Genomic DNA, 21165 nt, shown 5'->3' with positions numbered 1-21165 from the left:
ACCATGGAGACAGTCCTATGATCAGCGGCGTCAGCAGCTATTCGAGCTATTACACCGGCTCGACGCTCGCCAAGACCCAGACCGCCGCCAGCAGCACCACCGGCATCCGGACCGGCAGCTGCGGTGGCGCCCAGGGCGCGGCGAAATTCCAGGAAGACCTGTTCAAGTCCATCGACAGCGATGACGACGGCAGCATCAGCAAGGACGAGCTGACCAGCGCGCTGTCGTCCTCCGATGACAGCGACAGCAGCATCAATGTCGACGACCTGCTCGCCCAGCTGGACAGCGACGGGAGCGGCGGCATCTCCCAGGACGAACTGTCGGCCGCCATGCCGCCGCCCCCGCACGGCGGCATGGGTGGCCCCGGTGGCCTGGGCGGCGCCGGTGGTTCCAGCGAGGACCTGATCAGTTCGCTGGACAGCAACGGTGACGGCGTCATCAGCGCCGACGAACTGGCGGCCGCCGGCAAGGGCGACGACAGCGACCAGCTCAGCCAGCTGTTCAGCCAGCTCGACACCGATGGCAGCGGAGGCATCAGCAGCGACGAGCTGAACAGTGCCTTCCAGGCGCGGAGCGACGGCCCGCCGCCTGCCCCGCCCTCCGGTAGCCAATCAGGCGGCCAGTCCAGCACAGACGCCAACACCAGCGCGGCCTACCAGAAGCTGGTGGCCAATCTGCTCAAGCAGTACCAGAGCAGCGATCCCACCACGCTCCAGGCCACCAGCGGCAGCCTGCTGAACATCGCCGCCTGAGCCGCGCGCGTTGCCTTGCCGCCGGAGCGCCCCCCGCTCCGGCGGTTTCACTGATTGGCCAGATTGCCAACACCGCGTACCTGCCCTAGTCTTGGCTTCCGAAAATTCATCCGATGATTGGATGTTTCCATGCCAAGCCCTGTCCAGAAACGTTCGCTGGTGGATATCGCCCTCGAACAGATCCGCCTGCGAATCGACGATGGCACCTGGCCGCTCGGCCAGCGCCTGCCGCCAGAACCCGAACTCGCCGAGATCCTCGGCATGAGCCGCAACACGGTGCGCGAAGCCGTGCGCGTGCTGACCTTCTCCGGCGTGCTGGAGGTGCGCCAGGGCGACGGCACCTACGTGCGCGCCTGTGCCGATCCGCTGGACACCATGCTGGTACTGGCCCGCAGTTCGGTGGAGCAGGCGCTGGAGGCGCGCGGCATCATCGAAGTGGAAGCCAGCCGGCTGGCTGCCGAGCGTCGCACCGAGGCGGACCTCGTCGCCCTGCGCGAGGCGCTGGAAGCCTCTGCCGTGCATCACGGCGGCTCGCTGGACGACTACATTGCCCATGACCTGGCCTTCCACCAGCGCGTGGTGGACAGTGCCCACAACCCGGTGCTTAGCGAGTTGTACCGCTACTTCTCGCAGGTCATCCGCGCCGGCCTGGAGCGCACCATCGGTGACCCGAGCCGGCCGCAGCCGAGCTTCGAGCTGCACCGCGAGCTGGTCGACGCCATCGCCCGGGGCGACGCCGAAGCCGCCGCAACAGCGAACCGCGCGCTGCTGATCTGACGCTTGTTTCTTCCTGCCAATTCTGACTGCCTTGCTGCCCTGGAATGCCCACCATGTCCCAGCCCAATGACCCGAAAGACGCCGAACACAAGGTGTCCTGCCCGCCCGAAGAACTGCTGATCGACGCCGAAGACGACAGCGCGCCAAATATTGCACCGCCCCCGCAACGCACCTGGCTATTGCTGCTGGGCCTGGTGCTGGTGGCGATCAACCTGCGTCCGGCGCTTTCCAGCCTGTCGCCGCTGCTCAACACCGTGCGTGACAGCACCGGCCTTTCCGCCGCTGCCGCGGGTCTGCTGACCACCCTGCCAGTGCTCTGCCTGGGCCTGTTCGCCCCGCTGGCGCCGATGCTCGCGCGACGCCTGGGCGCCGAGCGCACGGTGCTGCTGATCCTCTTCACCCTGGCCGGCGGCATCGTCCTGCGCAGCTTGTTCCCGGTCGCCGGGCTGTTCCTCGGCAGCCTGGTGGCTGGCGCCAGCATCGGCATCATCGGCGTGCTGCTGCCGGGCATCGTCAAGCGCGACTTCCCGCACATCGCCGGGACCATGACCGGCGTCTACACCATGGCCCTGTGCCTGGGCGCCGCTACCGCGGCCGGTTCCACCGTGCCGCTGGCGGGGCTGATGGACAACAGCTGGCAACTGGCGCTGGCGTTCTGGGCGATACCCGCCGTGGTCGCGGCGGCGATCTGGCTGCCGCAAACCCGCCAGAACCACCACGCCCACCGCGCGGTGTACAAGGTGAAGGGGCTGTGGCGCGATCCGCTGGCCTGGCAGGTGACGCTGTACATGGGCCTGCAGTCGTCGCTGGCCTATATCGTTTTCGGCTGGGTGCCGTCGATCCTCATCGACCGTGGCCTGAGCGCGGTGGAAGCCGGGCTGGTGCTCTCCGGTTCGGTGATGGTGCAGCTGTTCAGCGCACTGGCGGCGCCCTGGCTGGCCACCCGCGGCAAGGACCAGCGCCTCGCCGTGGTGATCGTCATGAGCCTGACCCTGGCCGGCCTGCTCGGCCTGCTGCTCGCCCCGCTCTCGGGTATCTGGGGCTGGGCGGTGGTGCTCGGCCTCGGCCAGGGCGGCACCTTCAGCATCGCCCTGGCGCTGATCGTGCTGCGTTCGCCGGACTCGCATGTCGCCTCCAACCTCTCCGGCATGGCCCAGGGCGTCGGCTACACCCTGGCAGCCTGCGGGCCGTTCCTGGTCGGCGTGGTGCACGACGCCACCGGCGGCTGGGCAGCGACCGGGGTGATCTTCGTGGTGGTGACAGTCGCCGCCATCGTGTTCGGCCTGGGCGCCGGGCGGGATCGGTTGGTGCAGGTGAAGAGCGAGCACGTCTGACTCAGCCCCTCCCGTAGGGCGCATAACGCCTCAGGCGTTATCCGCCATTGCGGCTGACACTCTGCTCCGGGCTACTCGCCCTACATTGCTGACCTGCAAGACCGTGAGGCGCAAACCTCGCTCGGGATTGCGCCTCACCTGTAGGAGCGAGCTTGCTCGCGAACCCACCCAGCACCTGAGCCGCCGGGCAACCCGTTCGCGAGCAAGCTCGCTCCTGCAATGTGCAACGGCTAACGTGGCGCGGTCATCCTCACCACAGGGCCGCAGGGCGCATTCTGCATGCTTCAAACCACCGGCGGCGGCGGTGGTCGGTGCGAGCTATCGACCCAGGCGCTGATCAGGTTGTAGACCACCGCCAGCAGCACCGGCCCGAGGAACAGGCCGATGAAACCGAAGCTGAGCAGCCCGCCGAGCACACCCAGCAGCACCACCACCAGCGGCAGGTTGCCGCCGCGGCTGATCAGGTAGGGCTTGAGGATGTTGTCCACACCGCTGATCACGAAGAAGCCCCAGATCGCCATGAACACCGCGTAGCCGTAGCTCTCCTGGTAGAACAGCCAGAGCACCGCCGGCCCCCAGATCAGCGGCGGCACCATCAGCAGGCTGCAGACGAAGGTCAGCAGCCCCAGCACCAGCGGGCCCGGCACACCGGCAATGAGGAAGCCGACGGTCGCCAGCACCCCTTGCGCAGCGGCGGTGCCGATCACCCCGTTGACCACCCGCTGCACGGTGCCGGCGATGATGTCCATGTATTGCTGCGCGGTGTCGCCGATCAGACGCTGCAGCATGCCGTGGGCGAAGGCCTGCAGGCGCAGGCCGTCGCGGTAGAAGAAGAAGATCAGTACCAGGCTGAGCACCAGTTCGAAGATGCCGGCGCCCAGCTTGGCGCTGCGCGCCAGCATCCAGTTGCCCACTTCGCCCATGTACGGCTTGAGTGCGGAGAACATCGCCACGCCCTGCTGGTCGGCCTGGTACCACCAGCCGATCAGGCGATCGCCGATCAGCGGCACCCGCGCCATCCACTCCGGCGGCGGCGGCAGGCCGGACACCTGCAGGTTCTTCACCAGCTCGACGCCTTCGCGCACCCGGTCCACCAGCCCGAAGCCGAGCCACACCAGCGGCAATGCCACCAGCACGATCCAGCACACGGTGAGCAAGCCGGCCGCGGCTGCCTGGCGACCGCCGAGCAACTGGGTGAGCAGGCGCATCAGCGGCCAGCTGGCGAAGGCCAGCACGGCCGCCCAGACCAGGGCCGACCAGAAGGGCAGCAACACCCAGATGCTGGCCGCGAGCAGGCCAAGCAACAGCAGGCGCAGCAGCAGGCGATCATTGTCGAACATCGGAACTCCGCAACAGGCTCGTGAAGCGCCCAGTGTAGAGCGCTTCGGCCTTATCAGCGTAGGTGAATCAGCGCAGCCAGGTCAGGTGCAGGCCGTCGCTGTCATCCTTGCCCTGCTCCAGGCGCGCATCGCGCACTCCCTGGGCGGTCAGTGCCGAGCGCCAGTCTCCGGCATGCTTGCCGGCCAGCTCCACACGCACGCCGGTGTCCAGGCGCAAGGTGCGTACCAGCAGGTCGAGCCAGGCGCCGCCCGGCTCCTGCGGGACGTGGCTGAGGGTCAGCTCGCCGTTGGCCTTGAGCAGACGCATCAGCGTCGCCGGGCTGGGCAACAGCTCGCCCAGCGGCGTGCCGCTGTCCAGTTGCTCGGCATGCAGGTAGGCGCGGCGGTTGCCACGGGTGATGGTGTAGACCGCCAGCAGGCTGTCCTCGTGGGGCGCGGCCAGGCGCACCAGCAGATAGGCCTGCTGGTCATCCGGGCCGAACAGCTTGGAATTGCCGAACACCGAATTGGCCAGCAGGTTGCTGGAGCCGCAATCGCGGCTCTCGCACCAGAACAGTGGCGTGGCGTCGGCCTTGAGCAGGTCCTTGCGCGCGGCGGCGAAGGCGCTCTGGCTGGAGTCCTCGTCGGGCAGGCGGTAGGTCACGGCGGTCAGGTCGCCGATGGCGCGCACCTCGCCTTCCATGCGCAGGCGCCCGCTGATGCGGCTGATCGAGCCTTGCGGGTAGATGCGCTCCTGGCTGCCGGCCTGGTTGAAGTCGACGATCTCCGCACGCGGGAAGCGCGGGAGGATGTCCAGGTCGTGGCTGTCGGGAAGGTCGGCGGCGCCAGCAGCGGCGCTTGCACCGAGCAGGCCGGTGAACATCAGGGAGTGAAGGAGCCGTGAAATCCGGGCCTTCTGCGCGTCCGCCGAAAGGTTTTTGCCGTCTTGGCGCGCGTTGGTCTGGACGTCGAGCATGCACAATCTCCCTGAAACGATCCGTGCAGACTCGCGGCAGGCCCCGCTTTAGTCAAGCTACCCGCCGCTACAGGGTGTTGCTCAGTCCGCCAGCAGGAAGGGCCGGAAGATCGCCGCGACGGCTTCGGCACCGGCCTCGTCATCCAGGTGCAGGTGATGCTGGCCCGGCAGTTCATGAACCTCGAAGGGCCTGTCCTTGAGCAGTTCGCGGGTGGCTGGCTCGACCATCATCAGCCCCTGCTGCGCCAGTACCAGGCTGGTCGGGCACTGCACCGACCGGACGAATTGTCGCGCGTGGGCGCGGGTCAGGCGCAGCGGCGACGGCAGGGTCAGGCGCGCGTCGGTGCGCCAGGTGTAGCCGCCAGGTACCGGCACCAGCCCTCGGGACGCCAGCAGCTCGGCCGCTTCGCGGCTCACAGCGCCGACGCCTTTCATGCGCGCTTCCACCGCACGGTCGATGACCTCGTAGACCGGCTTGCGCTTGTTCGGCAAGGCCAGTTGCGCACGCAGGGCTTCGCCGAGCTTCTGCGGCGAGGTGTCCGGCTCGCCGGTGTAGGGCACCAGGCCGTCGATCAGCGCCAGGCGCTCGATGCGCTCGGGCATGGCGCCGGCCAGCAGCACCGAGACGATGGCGCCCATGGAGTGCCCGAGCAGGGAGAAGCGCTCCCAGCCCATCTGGTCGGCCACCATCAGCACGTCCAGCGCGTAGTCCCACAGCAGGTAGCTGGCCCCCGGCGCGCGGTGGCCGGAGTGGCCGTGGCCGGCGAAATCCAGGGCGAGGATGCGCACACCCTCGAGCTTGGGCGCCAGACGGGCGAAGCTCATGGCATTGTCCAGCCAGCCATGCAGGGCGATTACCGGGCGCCCGTCTTCCGGGCCGAAGAGGTGTGCGGCCAGTTCGATGTGCGGCAGGTTCAGGCGGATTTCCTGGACTTTGGCGGTCATGGCGATTCCTTAGGCGTTGGCGCGCTGTTGCCAGCGGGCGAAGACGGTCTTGAGCAGCGCGGCGGTATCCTGCGGGCGCTCCAGCGGGAACATGTGCCCGCCGGGCAGCGACAGGCTTTCGCCCATGGGGATGCGGCCGATCATCCGCGCGTGGTGCGGCAGTACTACGCGGCTGTGGCGGCCGCGCACCATGGTCAACGGCACGGCGAGTTGCTTCGCGCGGCCCGGGCTGGTGTGCGGCACGTTGCGGTAGATGGAGATTTCCGTGGCCGGATCGAACTTCAGCCGCAGTCCCCTTGCGTCAGCCGGCGCCAACCCATGACGCACGTAGGCTTCCAGGCAATCGCGGTCGAAGCGCTTGAACAACGGCTTGCCGGCGAAGTACTCCAGCGCCTCGGCAAAGTCGTCGAAGTCCTCGCGGCGGCCCAGGGTGCGGCCGGCGGGTGTCAGTCGGTCGATAAAGCCGAAGCGCTTGGCAACGCGGATCACCAACTGGTCGGCCAGCGTCAGCAGCGGCGAATCGAGCATCACCACACCGCGATACAGTTCGGGTTTGCGCAGCGCCGCGTGGTAATGCAGCACGCCGCCGAGGGAGTGGCCGACGCCCCACACCGGCTCGTCCAGCGACTCGAGGTGATGCAGCAACTCTTCCACCAGGTTTTCCCAGTTGGCGTTCACCGGGAAGCGCGGGTCATGGCCATGCATGTCCAGCCGGTGGACCCGGTAATCCGGCTCCAGGGCGTCGAACAACTTGCCGTAGGTACCCGAAGGGAAACCATTGGCGTGGGCGAAGAAAACCGCTTGCGACATGCTGGGTGAACTCAGGGAGATGACAGCCTGGATTTTCCGACAGCACCGGGGGCGCGGCAATGACCCGCACTCCCGCGAATGACGGCACTACGGCCAAAGTCCATGGCGCTCCGGCGGTTCTGCCCTGATCCGCTCTCGCACCAGGCCTTGTTGGCGGATAACCGCGAACGGTTATGCGCCACCAACCATCAGACCCAATGCACCGCGTGGTTCACCACGCTGAACAGGATGCCACCGGCCACCAGCAGGAACACCAGCCCGCAGGCGCCATCGATGATCGGTACCGCGCGCAGCAGGCGCTTCTGCCAGACCGTTCGGGTCAGCAGCACGCTGAGCAGGCTGAACCAGAGGAAGCCGGTGCCGAACAGCATCACCGCCACCGACACCTTGCCTGGCACCGACATGTCGGCCGGAATCAGGCTGGTCAGCAGTGCCAGGAAGAACACCAGCGCCTTGGGGTTGAACAGGTTGGTTGCCAGCCCGCGCAACCACGGCCCGAGCTTCGACTCGGCCAGTTCGCCGTCGATCCGCCCTGCCCCGCCGGGCTTGCGCAGCGCGCGAAGAGCGCCAAAGCCGAGCCAGCCGAGATAGACCGCCCCGACCAGTTGCAGCGCGTTGAACAGCAGTGGCGAGCGGCTGAGCAACAGTGACACGCCGGTCAGCACCAGTGTGCCGTGGACCAGGATGCCGCAGGCCAGGCCCAGGGCGCTGAGCACGCCGGCGCGGCGCCCCTGGTGCAGAGCGGTGCGGACGACCAGTGCGACGTCGGGGCCAGGGCTGACCAGTGCGACGGCGAACACGGCAGTGAGCATGGGCAAGACGTGAACCTCCTGCATGGCGGGATTCTCCAGTGGGAAAGGGAAATGAAAAGTGGCTGGATCAGCGCTGGCGTAGTCGCGCGGGCGGCAAGCCGTAGGTGCGGCGGAACAGGCGGCTGAAATGCGCCTGGTCATAGAAGCCCAGGCTCAGGGCAATCTCCGACAGCGGCTGGCCCTTGAGCACCCGTGGCAAGGCACGCTCCAGGCGCAGTTGGGTCAGCCATTGGTGTGGCGGCAATCCACACTGGTGGCGGAAGCGGCGTAGCACCTGCCAGGGGCTGAGGTCGCAGAATTCGGCGATCTCTTCCAGGGTTGGCGGGGTTTCCAGGCGCGACTCCAGCCACTCGCGCAGGCGCCCCCAGGTCGGCGCATCGAAGCCCTGCCCCGGCTCACGCACACGCAGGCTGGAAGCGCGCTCCAGCAATGCGGCCAGCGCCTGCCAGAGCTGGCCTTCCTGGGCCAGCCGTTCGCCGCCCAGCATCAGCTGGTGGGCACGCTGCAGTTCGACCTGCAGCAGCGGATCGCGCAGTTGCGCGGCAGTCAGCCGGGGCGCGCCCTGGCGGCCATCACTGAAGGCGCGGCAGGCGTCGTCCAGCCATTGCGGGTCGATGGACAGCACGCGGATGCGATAGCCGTTCTCACCATCGCTGGAGCCATCGTGGATGCTCTCGGGGCTCATCAGCAGGATGTCGCCATTCCCAGCCAGCGAGCGCTCACCGCGATGGGTGTAGCGCTGGCAGCCGCCAAGCATCAACCCGACGTGATAGTCGAGATGAAAATGCCGGGGAAAGGCGAAACGGCGGTACTCGGCGTCGATGAAACGGACGCCGGGCAAGCCGCTGCTGTGGTGTTCGATGCGTTCCATTGGCCTACTTTACCGGCGCGGGAACGGCAGGTCTTGGACAAAATTGCGAGTGGTCGTCACCCATCACATGGCAGCCGCAGCGGAGCGCTTCTGTAGGATGGGTGGAGCCTAGGCGAAACCCATGCTGCCGGTGCAGGGATTGATGGGTATCGCTTCGCTCCACGCCATCCTACATCCGAGCCAGATCACGGCCTGGTCAACGCTCCAGCGGCACCACCGCCATCGTCAGCCGGGAGATGCAGCTCGGTTTGCCATCATCCCCATGCAGGCGGATTTCCCAGACGTGGGTCGAACGGCCGATGTGCACCGCCTTCGCCACCGCCGTCACCCGCCCACTGCGCAGGCCGCGCAGGTGGTTGGCGTTTACCTCCAGCCCGACGCAGTAGTACTTGGACGTATCCAGACACAGGTAGCTGGCGGTGGAGCCGACGGTCTCCGCCAGCACCACCGAGGCGCCACCGTGCAGCAGGCCGTAAGGCTGGTGGGTGCGCGAATCGACCACCATGCTGGCGGTCAGCGAGTCGTCGTCGAACGCCTCGAAGCGGATATCGAGCACTTCACCAATGGTGTTCTTCAGGTTCGCGTTGAGCTTTTCCAGGTCGGGCGTGGTGCGCCAGGTCATTCGAAATTCCTTCTGTCATTCATGCCATTGCACCGCCTCGCGGCGCTCCGCCCATTCATTGAAGCGCTGACCGTAGGTGCCTTCAACCACGTTGCGCTTGATCTTCAGAGTGGGCGTGAGGAAGCCGTTATCCACCGTCCAGACGTCCTTGACCAGCACCAGCCCGGCCAGGCGTTCGTGCTTGTCCAGCGCCTCGTTCACCTCCGTCAGCAGCGCCTGCAGGCTCTGTTCAAGCTCGATGCGCGAGCCGTTGGCGGCTTCCTGGCGGCCGACTTCGGAGAGCACGCAAAGGCCCAGCGGAGCGATCAGGCCGTCGCCGACCACGCAGATCTGCTCGATCCGCGAATGCACGGCGAGGCGGTTTTCGATGGGCGCCGGGGCGACGTACTTGCCTTTGGCGGTCTTGAAGATCTCCTTGATCCGTCCGGTCAGGCGCAGATGGCCTTCGGCATCCTGCTCGCCCTTGTCACCGGTGCGCAGGAAGCCGTCCTCGGTGATGGTCTCGGCGGTGCGCTCCGGGTCCTTGAAGTAGCCGATCATGGTCGCGCCGCTGCGCACCTGCACCTCGCCCTCGTCGCTGATACGCACTTCCACGCCGGGACTGTTGCGACCGATCCAGCCGGTCTTCTGCTCGCCGGGACGGCAGACGTGGGAGTAGCCGCAGTTCTCGGTCATGCCGTAGACCTCGAGCACGTTCAGGCCCAGGCGCTGGTACCAGTCCAGCAGCGCCTCGGGCACCGGCGCGGCGCCGCACAGGGCATAGCGCACGGCATCCAGGCCGAGGCCGGCGAGTACCTTGCGACCGACTAGGCGGCCGACGATGGGCAGGCGCAGCAGGCGGTCGAGCTTTTTCGCCGGCATCTGCGCGTAGACGCCCATCTGGAACTTGGTCCAGATGCGCGGCACGCCGAAGAATACCGTGGGCCGCGCGCGACGCATGTCGGCGACGAAGGTATCCAGGCTCTCGGCGAAGAAGATTGTCTGGCCCGCGTAGATCGACGCCATCTGCACGAACATCCGCTCGGCCACGTGGCACAGCGGCAGGTAGGAGAGCAGGCGGTCCTCTTCGCCGACGCCGAACAGGTCAATGGCATGGCTGGCGGCAAAGGCGAAGTTGCCGAAAGTGTGCATCACGCCCTTGGGCGTACCGGTGGTACCGGAGGTGTAGATCAGGGTCGCCAGGGTAGCGGCGTCCGGACGCGGATCGTCGCTGATCGGCGCCTGCTGCTGCAGGTCGCCCCACTGGTGGTCGAATCGCCCTTCCGGATGCAACGGCAAGGCCACGGTGGGCACACCCTCGGGGATGCCGTCGGCCATCGCCGGCCAGTCGTCCAGCTTGCCGATGAACGCCACCCGCGCTTCGGAGTGGCTCATCACCTGGCGCACGGAGTCGGCGGTGAGGTTGGGGTACAGCGGCACCGAGACATGGCCGGCCATCCAGATGGCGATGTCGGCGACTATCCAGTGCGCACAGTTCTTCGAAATGATCGCCACCCGGCTGCCTTCGGGCAGGTCCTGGCTGCGCAGCCAGGCGGCGGCGCGGCGGGCCTGTTCGCCCACTTCGCCCCAGGTGAGGCTCTGCACTTCGCCGCCGGTGAGCGGCTGCACCAGGTAGCGTTTGTTCGGGTGGCTCTTCTCGCGCTGATAGAACAGGTCGAGCGGTAATCGGACTGCTTTAACCACGTGCCCCTCCTTTGTTCTTTTTGTCAGAGGTGTAGCTCAGGGAAATAGCGATGGATCAACCAAGCACTTGCTTGGTTGAATATTCCACGCGGCGCAGCAGCAGACAAGACTGGTCGTGTGAACTTTTGTAGGATTTAGCCGAAGGATCGGCAGCAGCCGCTCTGCAATGGGCGTTGCGCGGAAACATCCCGGCACGATTTGTCGGCAACAGCATGCAAAAGGCCCCTGTCAGGGGCCTTTTTCGGATGCGGGCAACTCAGGAATGCCGGGGATGGTAGAGCGACACCAGTTCCATCAACCCCGCCACCGGCACCTCGCCTTCCAGCTCCGCCAGCGTGGCGGTGCTGAACGGCACGGCATCGCTGCGGCTGCCATGCACCAGCAGGCCCGCCAGCGCGCCCACCAGCGGCTGGTGGGTGACCAGCAGCAGATGCTGCTCGTTACGGCCGTCGAGGAAGCGCAGCACGTCCTTCGGATCGTCGTCCGGCGTCAGCCAGGGCGCGGTGCCGACCGAGCCCTCGAAGCCGAGCGCCTCGCGAACCAGTTCGGCGGTTTCCTGGGCGCGCACGTAGGGGCTGGCGAGGATCCCGTCCAGCGGCTGGCCGGCCAGTTGGGCGGCGCTTTTCAGCGCCTCCTTGATGCCATGCGCGGTCAGCCGGCGCTCGGCATCACGGCGTGCCTGGGGCTCGGCCTCGCCATGGCGCAGCAGCCAGAGCTTCAAAGCTTCGGCTCCTCGTCACGCACCGGGTGCGCCGCCGGCGGCACGTCGTGCGGGGCCTCGCCTTGCGGAGCATGGGCGGTCGGCCAGTCGGCGAACGGCCAGGGCTTCTCTTCGGTCTGGAAGGTGCCGAAGCGGCCGATCTGCGCGAAGTACTGGCTCAGGCTGTCGCCGAAGCCCATCAGGCTGCCACTGGGCGCGCCGTAGATAATGCGGTAGATCAGCTGGATGATCACCACGGCGCCGAGGATCATCTCGGCGACGAACCAGACCAGCGCGAAGACCAGCATCCAGACGACGCGCAGGACCAGGGACTCCTTCTCTAGACGTTCAGCGGACATGGTGAGACCTCCTCAGAAACCGGTGGTGGGAATGAAGTCGACGTCGGTCTTCGGCTCGCCGCTCATCAGCGCACCGATGACCTGCTCCAGGGTGCGACCGCCGAACAGGATGGCGTTGAGGCCGGCCACCAGCGGCATGTAGACCAGCAGCTCGTCAGCCTTGGCCTTGAGCACCTTGAGGGTGTTCACGCCCTCGGCGGTCTCGCCCATGCGCGCCACGGCGTCTTCCAGGGTCAGGCCCTCGCCCAGGGCGAAGCCCACCTGATAGTTACGGCTCTTGGGTGACGAACAGGTGACGATCAGGTCGCCTACGCCAGCCAGGCCAAGGAAGGTCATGGGGTTGGCGCCGAGCTTGACGGCGAAGCGGGTCATCTCCGCCAGGGCGCGGGTGATCAGCATGCCCTTGGTGTTCTCGCCCATGCCCAATGCGGCGGCCATGCCGGCAATGATCGCGTAGACGTTCTTCAGCGCGCCGCCCAGCTCGACGCCGAAGCGGTCGCCACTGGCGTAGACGCGGAAAGTGCGGCCGTGCAGGGCCTGCTGCACCTGGGCACAGAGGTCTTCGTCCTCGCTGGCAACCACGGTGGCGGTCAGCTCGTGCTCGGCGATCTCGCGCGCCAGGTTCGGGCCGGAGATCACCGCGATGCGGGATTTTGGCGCGATCTCTTCGAGTACCTGGCTCATCAGCTTGAAGCTCTGCGCCTCGATGCCCTTGGTCAGGCTGACCAGCATCTTGCCCGCCAGCTCCTCGCTGCGGCCATCGAGCACTTTGCGCAGGGCGCTGGAAGGCACCGCGACGAAGATCATCGCGCACTCGGCCAGGGTCGCGGTCAGGTCCGTGGTCGGCTCCACGCCGTCGTGGATACGCACGCCCTTGAGGTAGTTGGGATTCTCGCGGCGGGTGCGGATCGCCTCGGCCTGCTCCTCGTCGCGCATCCACTGGCGAACGCGCTGTCCGTTTTCTGCCAGCAGGTTGGCGAAGGCGGTGCCGAAACTGCCACCACCGAGGACGGCGATCGGTTGCTGCTGTGTCATGTCTGTTCCATTGGTGGCCGCCCAAGGGCAGCGATTGGGGCATTATAAGGCCGCATTGGCGACCGGCCAGTCCGGATCACGGGACTGGCATTCAGCGCAGCCTCGTTTAACATCCGTCCTGTGGAGAATGTCTAGTCGTAGACATTGACCGCCCCCCATAAGAACCGAGAACAAGGCCGTTCCGTGTATCGTCCCGTCCGCGCTCCCCTGCCGCTCTCCCTGCTTGCCGCGCTGCTGGCTGGCGAGGCCGTCGGCGGCGATCTGTTCGTGGACAGCCTCGACGTTCCGCAAGTTCTGACCGCAACGCGATTGAAACAGTCCGCCGCCGAAGTCCCCGGCAGCATGACGGTGCTCGACCGCGACCTGATCAAGGCCTCCGGTGCCCGCGACATTCCCGAGCTGATGCGGCTGGTGCCGGGCATGATGGTCGGCTACCTGTCTGGCAACCAGGCGACAGTGAACTACCACGGCACCAACGTCACCGAGGCCCGGCGCCTGCAGGTGCTGGTGGACGGCCGCTCGGTGTACCGCCCGGGCCTCGCCACGGTGGACTGGAGCGACATCCCGGTGGCTATCGAGGACATCGACCGCATCGAGGTCTTCCGCGGCCCCAACGCCGTCAGCTACGGCGCCAACGCGCTGATGGGCGTGATCAACATCCTCACCCGCCACCCTGCCGACAGCCAGGGCACAAGGCTGAAATACACCGCTGGGCAGAACGGCATCCGCGACTGGTACGCCAGCCAGGGCATCCATGACCATTCCGGCGACTACCGGCTATCCCTCTCCGGCCAGGAAGACGATGGATTCGACCACGACCAGTTCGGCCGTGACTACCGCGATGGCCGCCGCCTGAGCCGCTTCAACCTGGTGGCCAACCACAGCCTCGACCTGCGCAACAGCCTCGACTGGCAAATTGCCGCGAAGGAAGGCAGTAACCAGCGGCCCTACGACTACGAACCAATCTTCGGCAAGATTCCCGACGGCGACGACAATTCCGACCTGACTGCCCGCGATTACGCCGGCTCGCTGCGCTGGACCCTCGATATCAATCCCGAGCACAGCCTCTATGTGCAGGGCTACGCCGAGCACTGGGAGCGCCTGCAGGACTTCGGCGCGTGCGAAGCGCAAGTCGCCTTCAGCCCGCAGCTCGCACAGCTGTGGGAGCTGGACCCGAAGTACGTGCAGAGCTTCGCTGACTCGCTGCCGCGCATTCCGCGCGGCACGCCACAGGAGCAGGCGCTGGCGCGGCAGGTCGTCCAGCAACTGGCAGCCGGCGCCTACCTGCCAGTGTGCGGGCAGGTCAACCAGAACATCCGCGAAACCCGCTACGACCTGGAAATCCAGGACACCCTGAACCTCGCCGAGGGCCTGCGGCTGGTCAGCGGCATGAGCTACCGCCACGACCAGGCGACCTCGGAAACCTATTTCGATGGCACGGTGAACAACGACATCTGGCGCCTGTTCGGCCAGGTGGAGTGGCATCTGACGCCGCACTGGCTGCTGCAGGGTGGCGCGATGGTGGAGGACGACCAGCTGTCCGGCAGCTCGGTCAGCCCGCGCATCGCCCTGAACTACCTGATCACCCCGCGCCACAGCCTGCGCGCGGTGTACTCGGAGGCGGTACGCTCGCCGGACATGTACGAGAACGACGTGAACTGGAGCTACCGGGTGCGCAACCTCTCGCCGCTCGCGTACGGCCAGTCCAGCGCTTACTACTTCGCCCGCGCCCAGGGCCCGGGAGACCTCGACCAGGAGCGCATGCGCTCGCGGGAAATCGGCTATAACGGCCAGTTCGACGAACTCGGGCTCGCCCTCGACATCAAAGCCTACTACGACGAAATCCACGGGCTGATCAGCGATCCCTTGAAGGTCTCCGACTTCGAACCGACCAACGACAACGAAATCCGCTTCAGTGGCACCGAAACCCAGCTCGACTGGCGCCTGACGCGGCAGGATCGCCTGCGCCTGACCTACGCCTACGTCGACTACGACGCCAGCAGCCGCTACGACCAGCGTCTCACCGCGCGCAACAGCGGCTCGGCCGGCTGGATGCGCGACTGGGGGCGTGGCTGGTCGAGCTCGATCTTCTACTACGGTGACGATGCGCTGAACGAGCACCGCTTCGAGCGTATCGACCTGCGCGTCGCCAAGCGCATCCCCCTGGGGCGGGCCGCGCTGGAGCTGGCCGGCGTGCTGCAGCAGCGCCTGGACGACGAGCCGCTGACCTGGCCGGAAAACCGCTACGACAGCCGACACCTGCTCTACTTCAGCGCCGAGGTGGACTTCTAGCATGTCTACCCGCCGCTCATGGACGAGCCCCGGAACCCTCCTCACGGCCCTGCTCCTGTGGCTGGCCTGCCTGTTCGCGCTGCCGGCCCAGGCCCGCGATATTCTGCTGGTCAGCACCGAGCGCAGCGCCGCCCTGCAGGACTTTGCCGAAGCACTGGCGCAACGTCGCCCGAATGACCAGGTGCGGCTGGAATCCCCGGAGAACCTGCCGCCCGCCGCCAGCCTGGATGGTGAAACCCGTCTGCTGCTGCTCGGCAGCGGTGCACTGAACTGGCGTCTGGCCAGCCACGCGGCTCCCCCAGCGCTGACTCTGCTGGTCAGCCGCGTCGAAGCCCGCCAGGTGCTGGGCGACCGTGAGCCGCCGCATCTCAGCCTGCTGTGGAGCGACCCGCCGCCAGTCCGCCAACTGCAACTGGCACTGCAGCTCAGCCCACGCCCACAACGCATTGGTGTGTTGCTCGGCCCGAGCAGCGAATTTCTGCTGGCGGAACTGGACCACGCAGCGCAGAAGCTCGGTGTCGAACTGGTCAGCGAGCTGCAAACCCGCAGCGAAGACAGCCGTCCGCTACGAGAACTGCTCGGTCGCAGTGACTTGCTGCTCGGGCTGGACGACAAACAGCTTTATAACGCGCAGACCATCAAGGGCATCCTCCTCAGTGCCTACGCCGAGAACCGGGCGCTGATCGGTCCGACTGCCGCCTTCGTCAAGGCCGGCAGCCTGGCCAGCACCTACAGCGACCAGAGCGACTGGCTGGAGACCCTCGACACCCTGCTCGACGAGCCGGCGGAGCAATGGCCCCGCAGCCTCTACCCCGAACGCTTCAAGGTGCAGAGCAACCGCCAGGTGGCGCGCTCGCTCGGCATCGACCTGCAAGGCGACGCGGAACTCGCACAGCGCCTGGCCGAAGGAGAGAAACCATGAGTTCCCGCAAGAGCTGGAACATCCAGACGCGCATGCTGGCCATCAGTCTCGGCCCGGCGCTGCTGCTGACCGTGCTGCTGACCGGCTATTTCACCTATTCGCGCCTGCAGGACCTGCGTCTGGAGTCCAACCACACCGGCCAGCTGATCGCCAACCAGCTCGCCCCGGCGGCGGAATACGGGGTGATCTCCGGCAACCTGCCAGTGTTGCAGAGCCTGCTGCGGGCGACCCTGAGCACCGCCCATGTACGCTTCATCGAAGTCCGCGACCGCGGCGACAACATCCTCGTCTACGTCGAGCACGCCGCCGACCCCGCGCAGGCGAGCAGCAAGGTGGAGATCTTCCACGCCTCGATCCAGCGCGAGAACATCGCCCTGAATGGCAGCGACCTGGCCAGCTCCAACGACATGCTGCCGGCCGCCGCGCCGCCCAGCGGCGACTATCTGGGCCGCGTGGTGGTCGGCATGGCCAGCGACGCCTTCAGCGAACGACAGCAGGAAATCCTCCTCAAGGCCAGCCTGCTCGCCCTGTTCGCGCTGATCCTCACCTACCTGCTGGCCCGCCGCCTGGCCCGTCGCCTGGCCGCGCCGATCCGTACCATGGGCCGCGCCGTACAGGCGATCCAGACCGGCGACTACCACACCACCCTGCCGGTACCGGATGACGGTGAGGTCGGCGACCTCGCCCGGCACATCAACAACCTCGCCCGCGGCCTGCAGCAGGCCAGCCTGGAGCAGGAACGCAGCATTGCCCAACTGGTGGCGGCGCGGGAGGAAGCCGAAGAGGCCAACCGCGCCAAGTCCGACTTCCTGGCGATGATGAGCCACGAGCTGCGCACCCCGATGAACGGCGTGCTGGGCATGCTGCAACTGCTGGAAACCACCGAGCTGAATCAGGAGCAGGCCGAGTACAGCGCACTGGCCACCGAGTCCACCGAGCACCTGCTCAAGGTGATCAACGACATCCTCGACTTCTCCCGCGTCGAGCGCGGCGCCCTGGAACTGGAGCGTATCCCGTTCAACCTGCTGGAGCTGATCCAGAGCTCCATCCAGGTCTTCCAGCACAGTGCCCAGCAACGCGGCCTGGAGCTGGAGATGAACGTACAGGACGGCCTGGACAACCTCGAGGTACAGGGTGACCCGACGCGCATCCGGCAGATCCTGGTCAACCTGCTGGGCAACGCCCTGAAGTTCACCGAAGAAGGCGGCGTGCGCCTGGAAGCCACCTGGCAGGCGCTGGACGACGAAGTGCTGTGGCTGAGCTGCTCGGTGCAGGACAGCGGCATCGGTATCTCCCAGGAGCGCCTGGAGCACATGTTCGAGGCGTTCCAACAGGCTGACTCGTCTACTTCGCGGCGCTACGGCGGCACCGGGCTGGGCCTGTCCATCGCGCGCACCCTGGCCGAACGGATGGGCGGCACCCTCGGCGCGGTCAGCGAGGAGGGTTGTGGTTCGACCTTCACCCTGGAGATTCCCCTGCCCTTCCGGGAGCGCCAAAGTGCCGCAGAGGGCGGAACGAACGGCGGCGATGCACTTGCCACTGGTCAGTCCGTGCTGCTGGTGGAAGACAACCCGGTGAATCAAACGGTCATAGAAGCTATGTTGCGCAGCCTGGGTTATCGCGTCACGCTGGTGGGTGACGGCGCCCAGGCGGTGCGCACCTCGGAGCGCGGCGAGTTCGCGGCGATCCTGATGGACTGCCGCCTGCCGGTACTCAACGGCTACGAAGCGACCCGGCAGATCCGTGCGAAACCGGGCGGCGAGCAGGTACCGATCATCGCCCTGACCGCCAATGCGCTGCAGGGTGACCGCGAGGCGTGCCTCGAGGCGGGAATGAACGACTACCTGGCAAAGCCGTTCAAACGCGCGGAGCTGCAAAGGATTCTGCAGCGCTGGGTTGCTCCAGGTCGTTGATCGGCGGAGCACTTGCCCGCAAACTGCGGACCGGCCCGGGGCCTGCGTCCCGACAGGGAAACCTGGCGTCGGCGAAAAGTGAACAAGCGTTCGCCGATTGCTGTGACTTTCACTTAAAGGCAATAGTCTATGACTAGGCTGCCGCATGACACCGTGACAATAACAACGGAACGCGGCGCCGCAGGCACAAGCCAAACAACGCCTGCTATCCAGGATTTTTGAGGAGCTCGCATGACCAAACAAAACGCCTTCACCCGAGAAGACCTGCTGCGCTGCAGCCGCGGCGAGCTCTTCGGCCCGGGTAATGCGCAACTGCCCGCCCCGAACATGCTGATGATCGACCGCATCACCCACATCAGTGATGTCGGCGGCAAGTATGGCAAGGGCGAACTGGTCGCCGAGCTGGACATCAACCCGGACCTTTGGTTCTTCGCCTGCCACTTCGAAGGCGACCCCGTCATGCCGGGCTGCCTGGGCCTCGATGCCATGTGGCAACTGGTCGGCTTCCACCTCGGCTGGCAGGGCAATCCCGGCCGCGGCCGCGCCCTGGGTTCGGGTGAAGTGAAGTTCTTCGGCCAGGTCCTGCCGACCGCCAAGAAAGTCACCTACAACATTCACATCAAGCGTACGATCAATCGTTCGCTGATCCTGGCCATCGCCGACGGCACCGTCAGCGTCGATGGCCGCGAAATCTACAGCGCCGAAGGCCTCCGCGTCGGCCTGTTCACTTCCACTGACAGCTTCTAAGGGTATCCGCATGCGTCGCGTCGTGATCACCGGTCTGGGCATCGTTTCCTGCCTGGGCAATGACAAAGACACCGTCTCCGCCAACCTGCGTGCAGGCCGTGCTGGCATCCGCCACAACCCGAGCTATGCCGAGATGGGCCTGCGCAGCCACGTGTCCGGTTCGGTCAACCTGAACCTGGAAGAGCTGATCGACCGCAAGGTCTTCCGCTTCATGGGCGACGCCGCCGCTTACGCCTACCTGGCAATGGAACAGGCGATCAAGGACTCCGGCCTCACCCCCGAGCAGATCTCCAACCCGCGCACCGGCCTGATCGCCGGCTCCGGCGGTGCTTCCACCCTGAACCAGATGGAAGCCATCGACACCCTGCGCGAGAAGGGCGTCAAGCGCATCGGCCCATACCGCGTGACTCGCACCATGGGCAGCACCGTTTCCGCGTGCCTGGCCACTCCCTTCCAGATCAAGGGCGTGAACTATTCCATCTCCTCGGCCTGCGCCACCAGCGCGCATTGCATCGGCCAGGCCATGGAGCAGATCCAACTGGGCAAGCAGGACGTCGTCTTCGCTGGCGGCGGTGAGGAAGAACATTGGAGCCAGAGCTGCCTGTTCGACGCCATGGGCGCCCTCTCCACCCAGTACAACGACACCCCGGAAAAGGCCTCCCGCGCCTACGACGCCAAGCGTGACGGTTTCGTCATCGCCGGCGGCGGCGGCATGGTCGTGGTCGAAGAGCTGGAACACGCCCTCAAGCGTGGCGCCAAGATCTACGCCGAAATTGTTGGCTACGGTGCGACTTCCGATGGCTACGACATGGTCGCCCCGAGCGGCGAAGGCGCCATCCGCTGCATGCAGCAGGCCCTGGCCACCGTCGACACCCCGATCGACTACCTGAACACCCACGGCACCTCCACTCCGGTTGGCGACGTCGCCGAAATCCGTGGTGTGCGTGAAGTGTTCGGCAGCAACGCCCCGGCCATCAGCTCCACCAAGAGCCTGTCCGGTCACTCCCTGGGCGCTGCCGGCGTTCACGAGGCGATCTACTGCCTGCTGATGATGGAAGGCAACTTCATCGCCGGCTCGGCGAACATCGACGAACTGGACCCGGAAGTCGCCGACATGCCGATCCTGCGCGAGACCCGCGAGAACGCGAAGATCGACACCGTCATGAGCAACAGCTTCGGCTTCGGCGGCACCAACGCCACCCTGGTCCTGAAACGCCATAACGGCTGATCAGTGATCCAAACGAAGAAGGCGCCCTGGGGCGCCTTTTTTGTTGCCTGCGACTTCGCTCTACCCTTGAGCTGCCGATCCCGTCAGGATGAGCAGGCTGATAACAGGGAGAGCATCGAGTGGAACTGACGATCAGAGAAGCCCGCAGCGACGACGCCAAGGCCATCAGCCAAGTGATCGTAGCGGCCGTCAGAGAGAGCAATGGACAGGACTACCCGGCGAGCATCATCGAATCGGTGGCGGCGAACTTCGCGCCTGAGCGGGTGATCGAGCTGCTGGAAAAGCGCCTGGTCTTCGTCGCATTGCTGAGCGACAAGATCGTCGGTACAGGTGCACTGGATGGCAATGCCGTACGCAGCCTCTTCATAGCCCCGCTACAACAACGCAAAGGTATCGGCCAAGCCCTGATGAGCCGAATCGAGAAAGCCGCCCTGCAACGCGGCGTAGAGGCCCTGCTGGCCCCTTCCTCACTCACCGCTGAAGGCTTCTATTCTCGTCTGGGCTATCGCGTCATACGCGAGCAACTCCAGGGCGAAGAGCGCACCCTCATCATGACCAAGCCCCTCTACCCTTTGTAGGAGCGAGCTTGCTCGCGAACCGCATCACTCTTGCCTCACCAGCTAACAGCGAGCCAGCTCGCCGCACCAGTCGGCCGCCTCAGGGAGAGGACCAGGGACAGGGCGATAGCCTATTTGCACAGTGAGCTTTTTTCACCGCAAAAAACAAAGCCCCGATCAGCTTTCGCTGATCGGGGCTTTGGAATTAGAAGCTTGACGATGACCTACTCTCACATGGAGAAACTCCACACTACCATCGGCGATGCATCGTTTCACTACTGAGTTCGGGATGGGATCAGGTGGTTCCAATGCTCTATGGTCGTCAAGCAATTCGGTTGGATGCTCGCCTTGGCGCTCATCCGAATTCGGGTTGCTTACACTAATAAGCAAAACCCCCGGCCAGCGATGCTGACCAGGGGTCTTGGGATAGGAGCTTGACGATGACCTACTCTCACATGGAGAAACTCCACACTACCATCGGCGATGCGTCGTTTCACTACTGAGTTCGGGA

Annotated in this window: 20 protein-coding genes and 2 rRNA genes; 9 read left to right on the top strand and 13 right to left on the bottom strand. The window is 66.0% G+C overall.

The window, feature by feature from the left end:
* Positions 1–17 precede the first annotated feature (17 nt).
* From xopAW to L6D89_RS10670, 3 genes are all read left to right on the top strand, one after another.
* Entirely contained in the window at positions 18–752 is a 735-nt protein-coding gene (gene xopAW, locus L6D89_RS10680; RefSeq protein WP_236199665.1) for an EF-hand domain-containing protein, read from the top strand.
* A gap of 129 nt (positions 753–881) precedes the next feature.
* The gene (locus L6D89_RS10675; protein WP_236199664.1) at positions 882–1529 is read left to right on the top strand and encodes a FadR/GntR family transcriptional regulator; all 648 of its coding nucleotides are present in this window, start codon (positions 882–884) and stop codon (positions 1527–1529) included.
* 53 nt (positions 1530–1582) lie between these two features.
* Complete coding sequence (locus L6D89_RS10670; protein ID WP_236199663.1) at positions 1583–2863, top strand: CynX/NimT family MFS transporter; 1281 nt, start codon at positions 1583–1585, stop codon at positions 2861–2863.
* Positions 2864–3147: 284 nt separating this feature from the next.
* On the opposite strand, the gene L6D89_RS10665 is transcribed toward L6D89_RS10670, so the two are convergent.
* The 11 genes from L6D89_RS10665 to L6D89_RS10615 all read right to left on the bottom strand — a co-directional run bounded on the left by L6D89_RS10665 (position 3148) and on the right by L6D89_RS10615 (position 12995).
* Complete coding sequence (locus L6D89_RS10665; RefSeq protein WP_236174571.1) at positions 3148–4203, bottom strand: AI-2E family transporter; 1056 nt, start codon at positions 4201–4203, stop codon at positions 3148–3150.
* Between the two features lie 67 nt (positions 4204–4270).
* A complete protein-coding gene (locus L6D89_RS10660) occupies positions 4271–5065 on the bottom strand; it encodes a DUF4892 domain-containing protein (protein ID WP_236174589.1) in 795 nt (264 codons plus the stop codon).
* A gap of 174 nt (positions 5066–5239) precedes the next feature.
* Positions 5240–6103 (bottom strand): alpha/beta hydrolase, encoded by an 864-nt coding sequence (locus L6D89_RS10655; RefSeq protein WP_236199662.1) that lies wholly within the window; start codon positions 6101–6103, stop codon positions 5240–5242.
* Positions 6104–6112: 9 nt separating this feature from the next.
* Positions 6113–6913, bottom strand: a complete 801-nt coding sequence (locus tag L6D89_RS10650) for an alpha/beta fold hydrolase (RefSeq protein ID WP_236174573.1) — start codon at positions 6911–6913, stop codon at positions 6113–6115.
* Between the two features lie 188 nt (positions 6914–7101).
* Positions 7102–7749: a LysE family translocator gene (locus tag L6D89_RS10645; RefSeq protein ID WP_236199661.1), complete on the bottom strand. Its 648-nt coding sequence runs from the start codon at positions 7747–7749 to the stop codon at positions 7102–7104.
* 43 nt (positions 7750–7792) lie between these two features.
* Positions 7793–8596: an AraC family transcriptional regulator gene (locus L6D89_RS10640; protein ID WP_236199660.1), complete on the bottom strand. Its 804-nt coding sequence runs from the start codon at positions 8594–8596 to the stop codon at positions 7793–7795.
* A 196-nt stretch (positions 8597–8792) separates the two neighbouring features.
* Positions 8793–9218 carry a hotdog fold thioesterase gene (locus tag L6D89_RS10635; protein ID WP_017517381.1) on the bottom strand — a complete coding sequence of 142 codons (426 nt, stop codon included), beginning with the start codon at positions 9216–9218 and terminating at the stop codon, positions 8793–8795.
* Between the two features lie 15 nt (positions 9219–9233).
* Entirely contained in the window at positions 9234–10901 is a 1668-nt protein-coding gene (locus tag L6D89_RS10630) for an AMP-binding protein (protein ID WP_236199659.1), read from the bottom strand.
* A 256-nt stretch (positions 10902–11157) separates the two neighbouring features.
* Positions 11158–11622: a phosphohistidine phosphatase SixA gene (gene sixA, locus L6D89_RS10625; RefSeq protein WP_236199658.1), complete on the bottom strand. Its 465-nt coding sequence runs from the start codon at positions 11620–11622 to the stop codon at positions 11158–11160.
* Positions 11619–11960, bottom strand: coding sequence for a DUF4389 domain-containing protein (locus L6D89_RS10620; protein WP_236199657.1), 342 nt, complete (start codon positions 11958–11960; stop codon positions 11619–11621). Before L6D89_RS10620 ends, sixA begins: the two co-directional genes overlap by 4 nt.
* A gap of 12 nt (positions 11961–11972) precedes the next feature.
* On the bottom strand, positions 11973–12995 hold the full coding sequence (locus L6D89_RS10615; RefSeq protein WP_236199656.1) for an NAD(P)H-dependent glycerol-3-phosphate dehydrogenase: 1023 nt from the start codon (positions 12993–12995) through the stop codon (positions 11973–11975).
* A 183-nt stretch (positions 12996–13178) separates the two neighbouring features.
* Between L6D89_RS10615 and L6D89_RS10610 the strand changes: the two genes are divergently transcribed.
* From L6D89_RS10610 to L6D89_RS10585, 6 genes are all read left to right on the top strand, one after another.
* A complete protein-coding gene (locus L6D89_RS10610) occupies positions 13179–15287 on the top strand; it encodes a TonB-dependent receptor plug domain-containing protein (RefSeq protein ID WP_236199655.1) in 2109 nt (702 codons plus the stop codon).
* Between the two features lies 1 nt (position 15288).
* The gene (locus tag L6D89_RS10605) at positions 15289–16209 is read left to right on the top strand and encodes an ABC transporter substrate-binding protein (RefSeq protein WP_236199654.1); all 921 of its coding nucleotides are present in this window, start codon (positions 15289–15291) and stop codon (positions 16207–16209) included.
* On the top strand, positions 16206–18122 hold the full coding sequence (locus L6D89_RS10600) for an ATP-binding protein (RefSeq protein WP_236199653.1): 1917 nt from the start codon (positions 16206–16208) through the stop codon (positions 18120–18122). Before L6D89_RS10605 ends, L6D89_RS10600 begins: the two co-directional genes overlap by 4 nt.
* Before the next feature lie 231 nt (positions 18123–18353).
* Entirely contained in the window at positions 18354–18869 is a 516-nt protein-coding gene (fabA, locus tag L6D89_RS10595) for a 3-hydroxyacyl-[acyl-carrier-protein] dehydratase FabA (protein ID WP_017517389.1), read from the top strand.
* Positions 18870–18879: 10 nt separating this feature from the next.
* A complete protein-coding gene (gene fabB / locus L6D89_RS10590; RefSeq protein WP_236174583.1) occupies positions 18880–20097 on the top strand; it encodes a beta-ketoacyl-ACP synthase I in 1218 nt (405 codons plus the stop codon).
* Positions 20098–20216: 119 nt separating this feature from the next.
* Positions 20217–20675, top strand: coding sequence for a GNAT family N-acetyltransferase (locus L6D89_RS10585; RefSeq protein ID WP_236199652.1), 459 nt, complete (start codon positions 20217–20219; stop codon positions 20673–20675).
* Positions 20676–20865: 190 nt separating this feature from the next.
* On the opposite strand, the gene rrf (L6D89_RS10580) is transcribed toward L6D89_RS10585, so the two are convergent.
* Both rrf (L6D89_RS10580) and rrf (L6D89_RS32940) read right to left on the bottom strand, forming a co-directional pair.
* Positions 20866–20981: ribosomal RNA gene (rrf, locus tag L6D89_RS10580) — 5S ribosomal RNA — on the bottom strand.
* A gap of 105 nt (positions 20982–21086) precedes the next feature.
* Positions 21087–21165: ribosomal RNA gene (gene rrf, locus L6D89_RS32940) — 5S ribosomal RNA — on the bottom strand; the annotation flags it as partial.

Source organism: Pseudomonas pseudonitroreducens (assembly GCF_021603645.1).
GTDB classification, from domain to species: Bacteria; Pseudomonadota; Gammaproteobacteria; order Pseudomonadales; family Pseudomonadaceae; genus Pseudomonas; species Pseudomonas pseudonitroreducens.
This window is presented reverse-complemented; position numbering and strand designations above follow the sequence as displayed.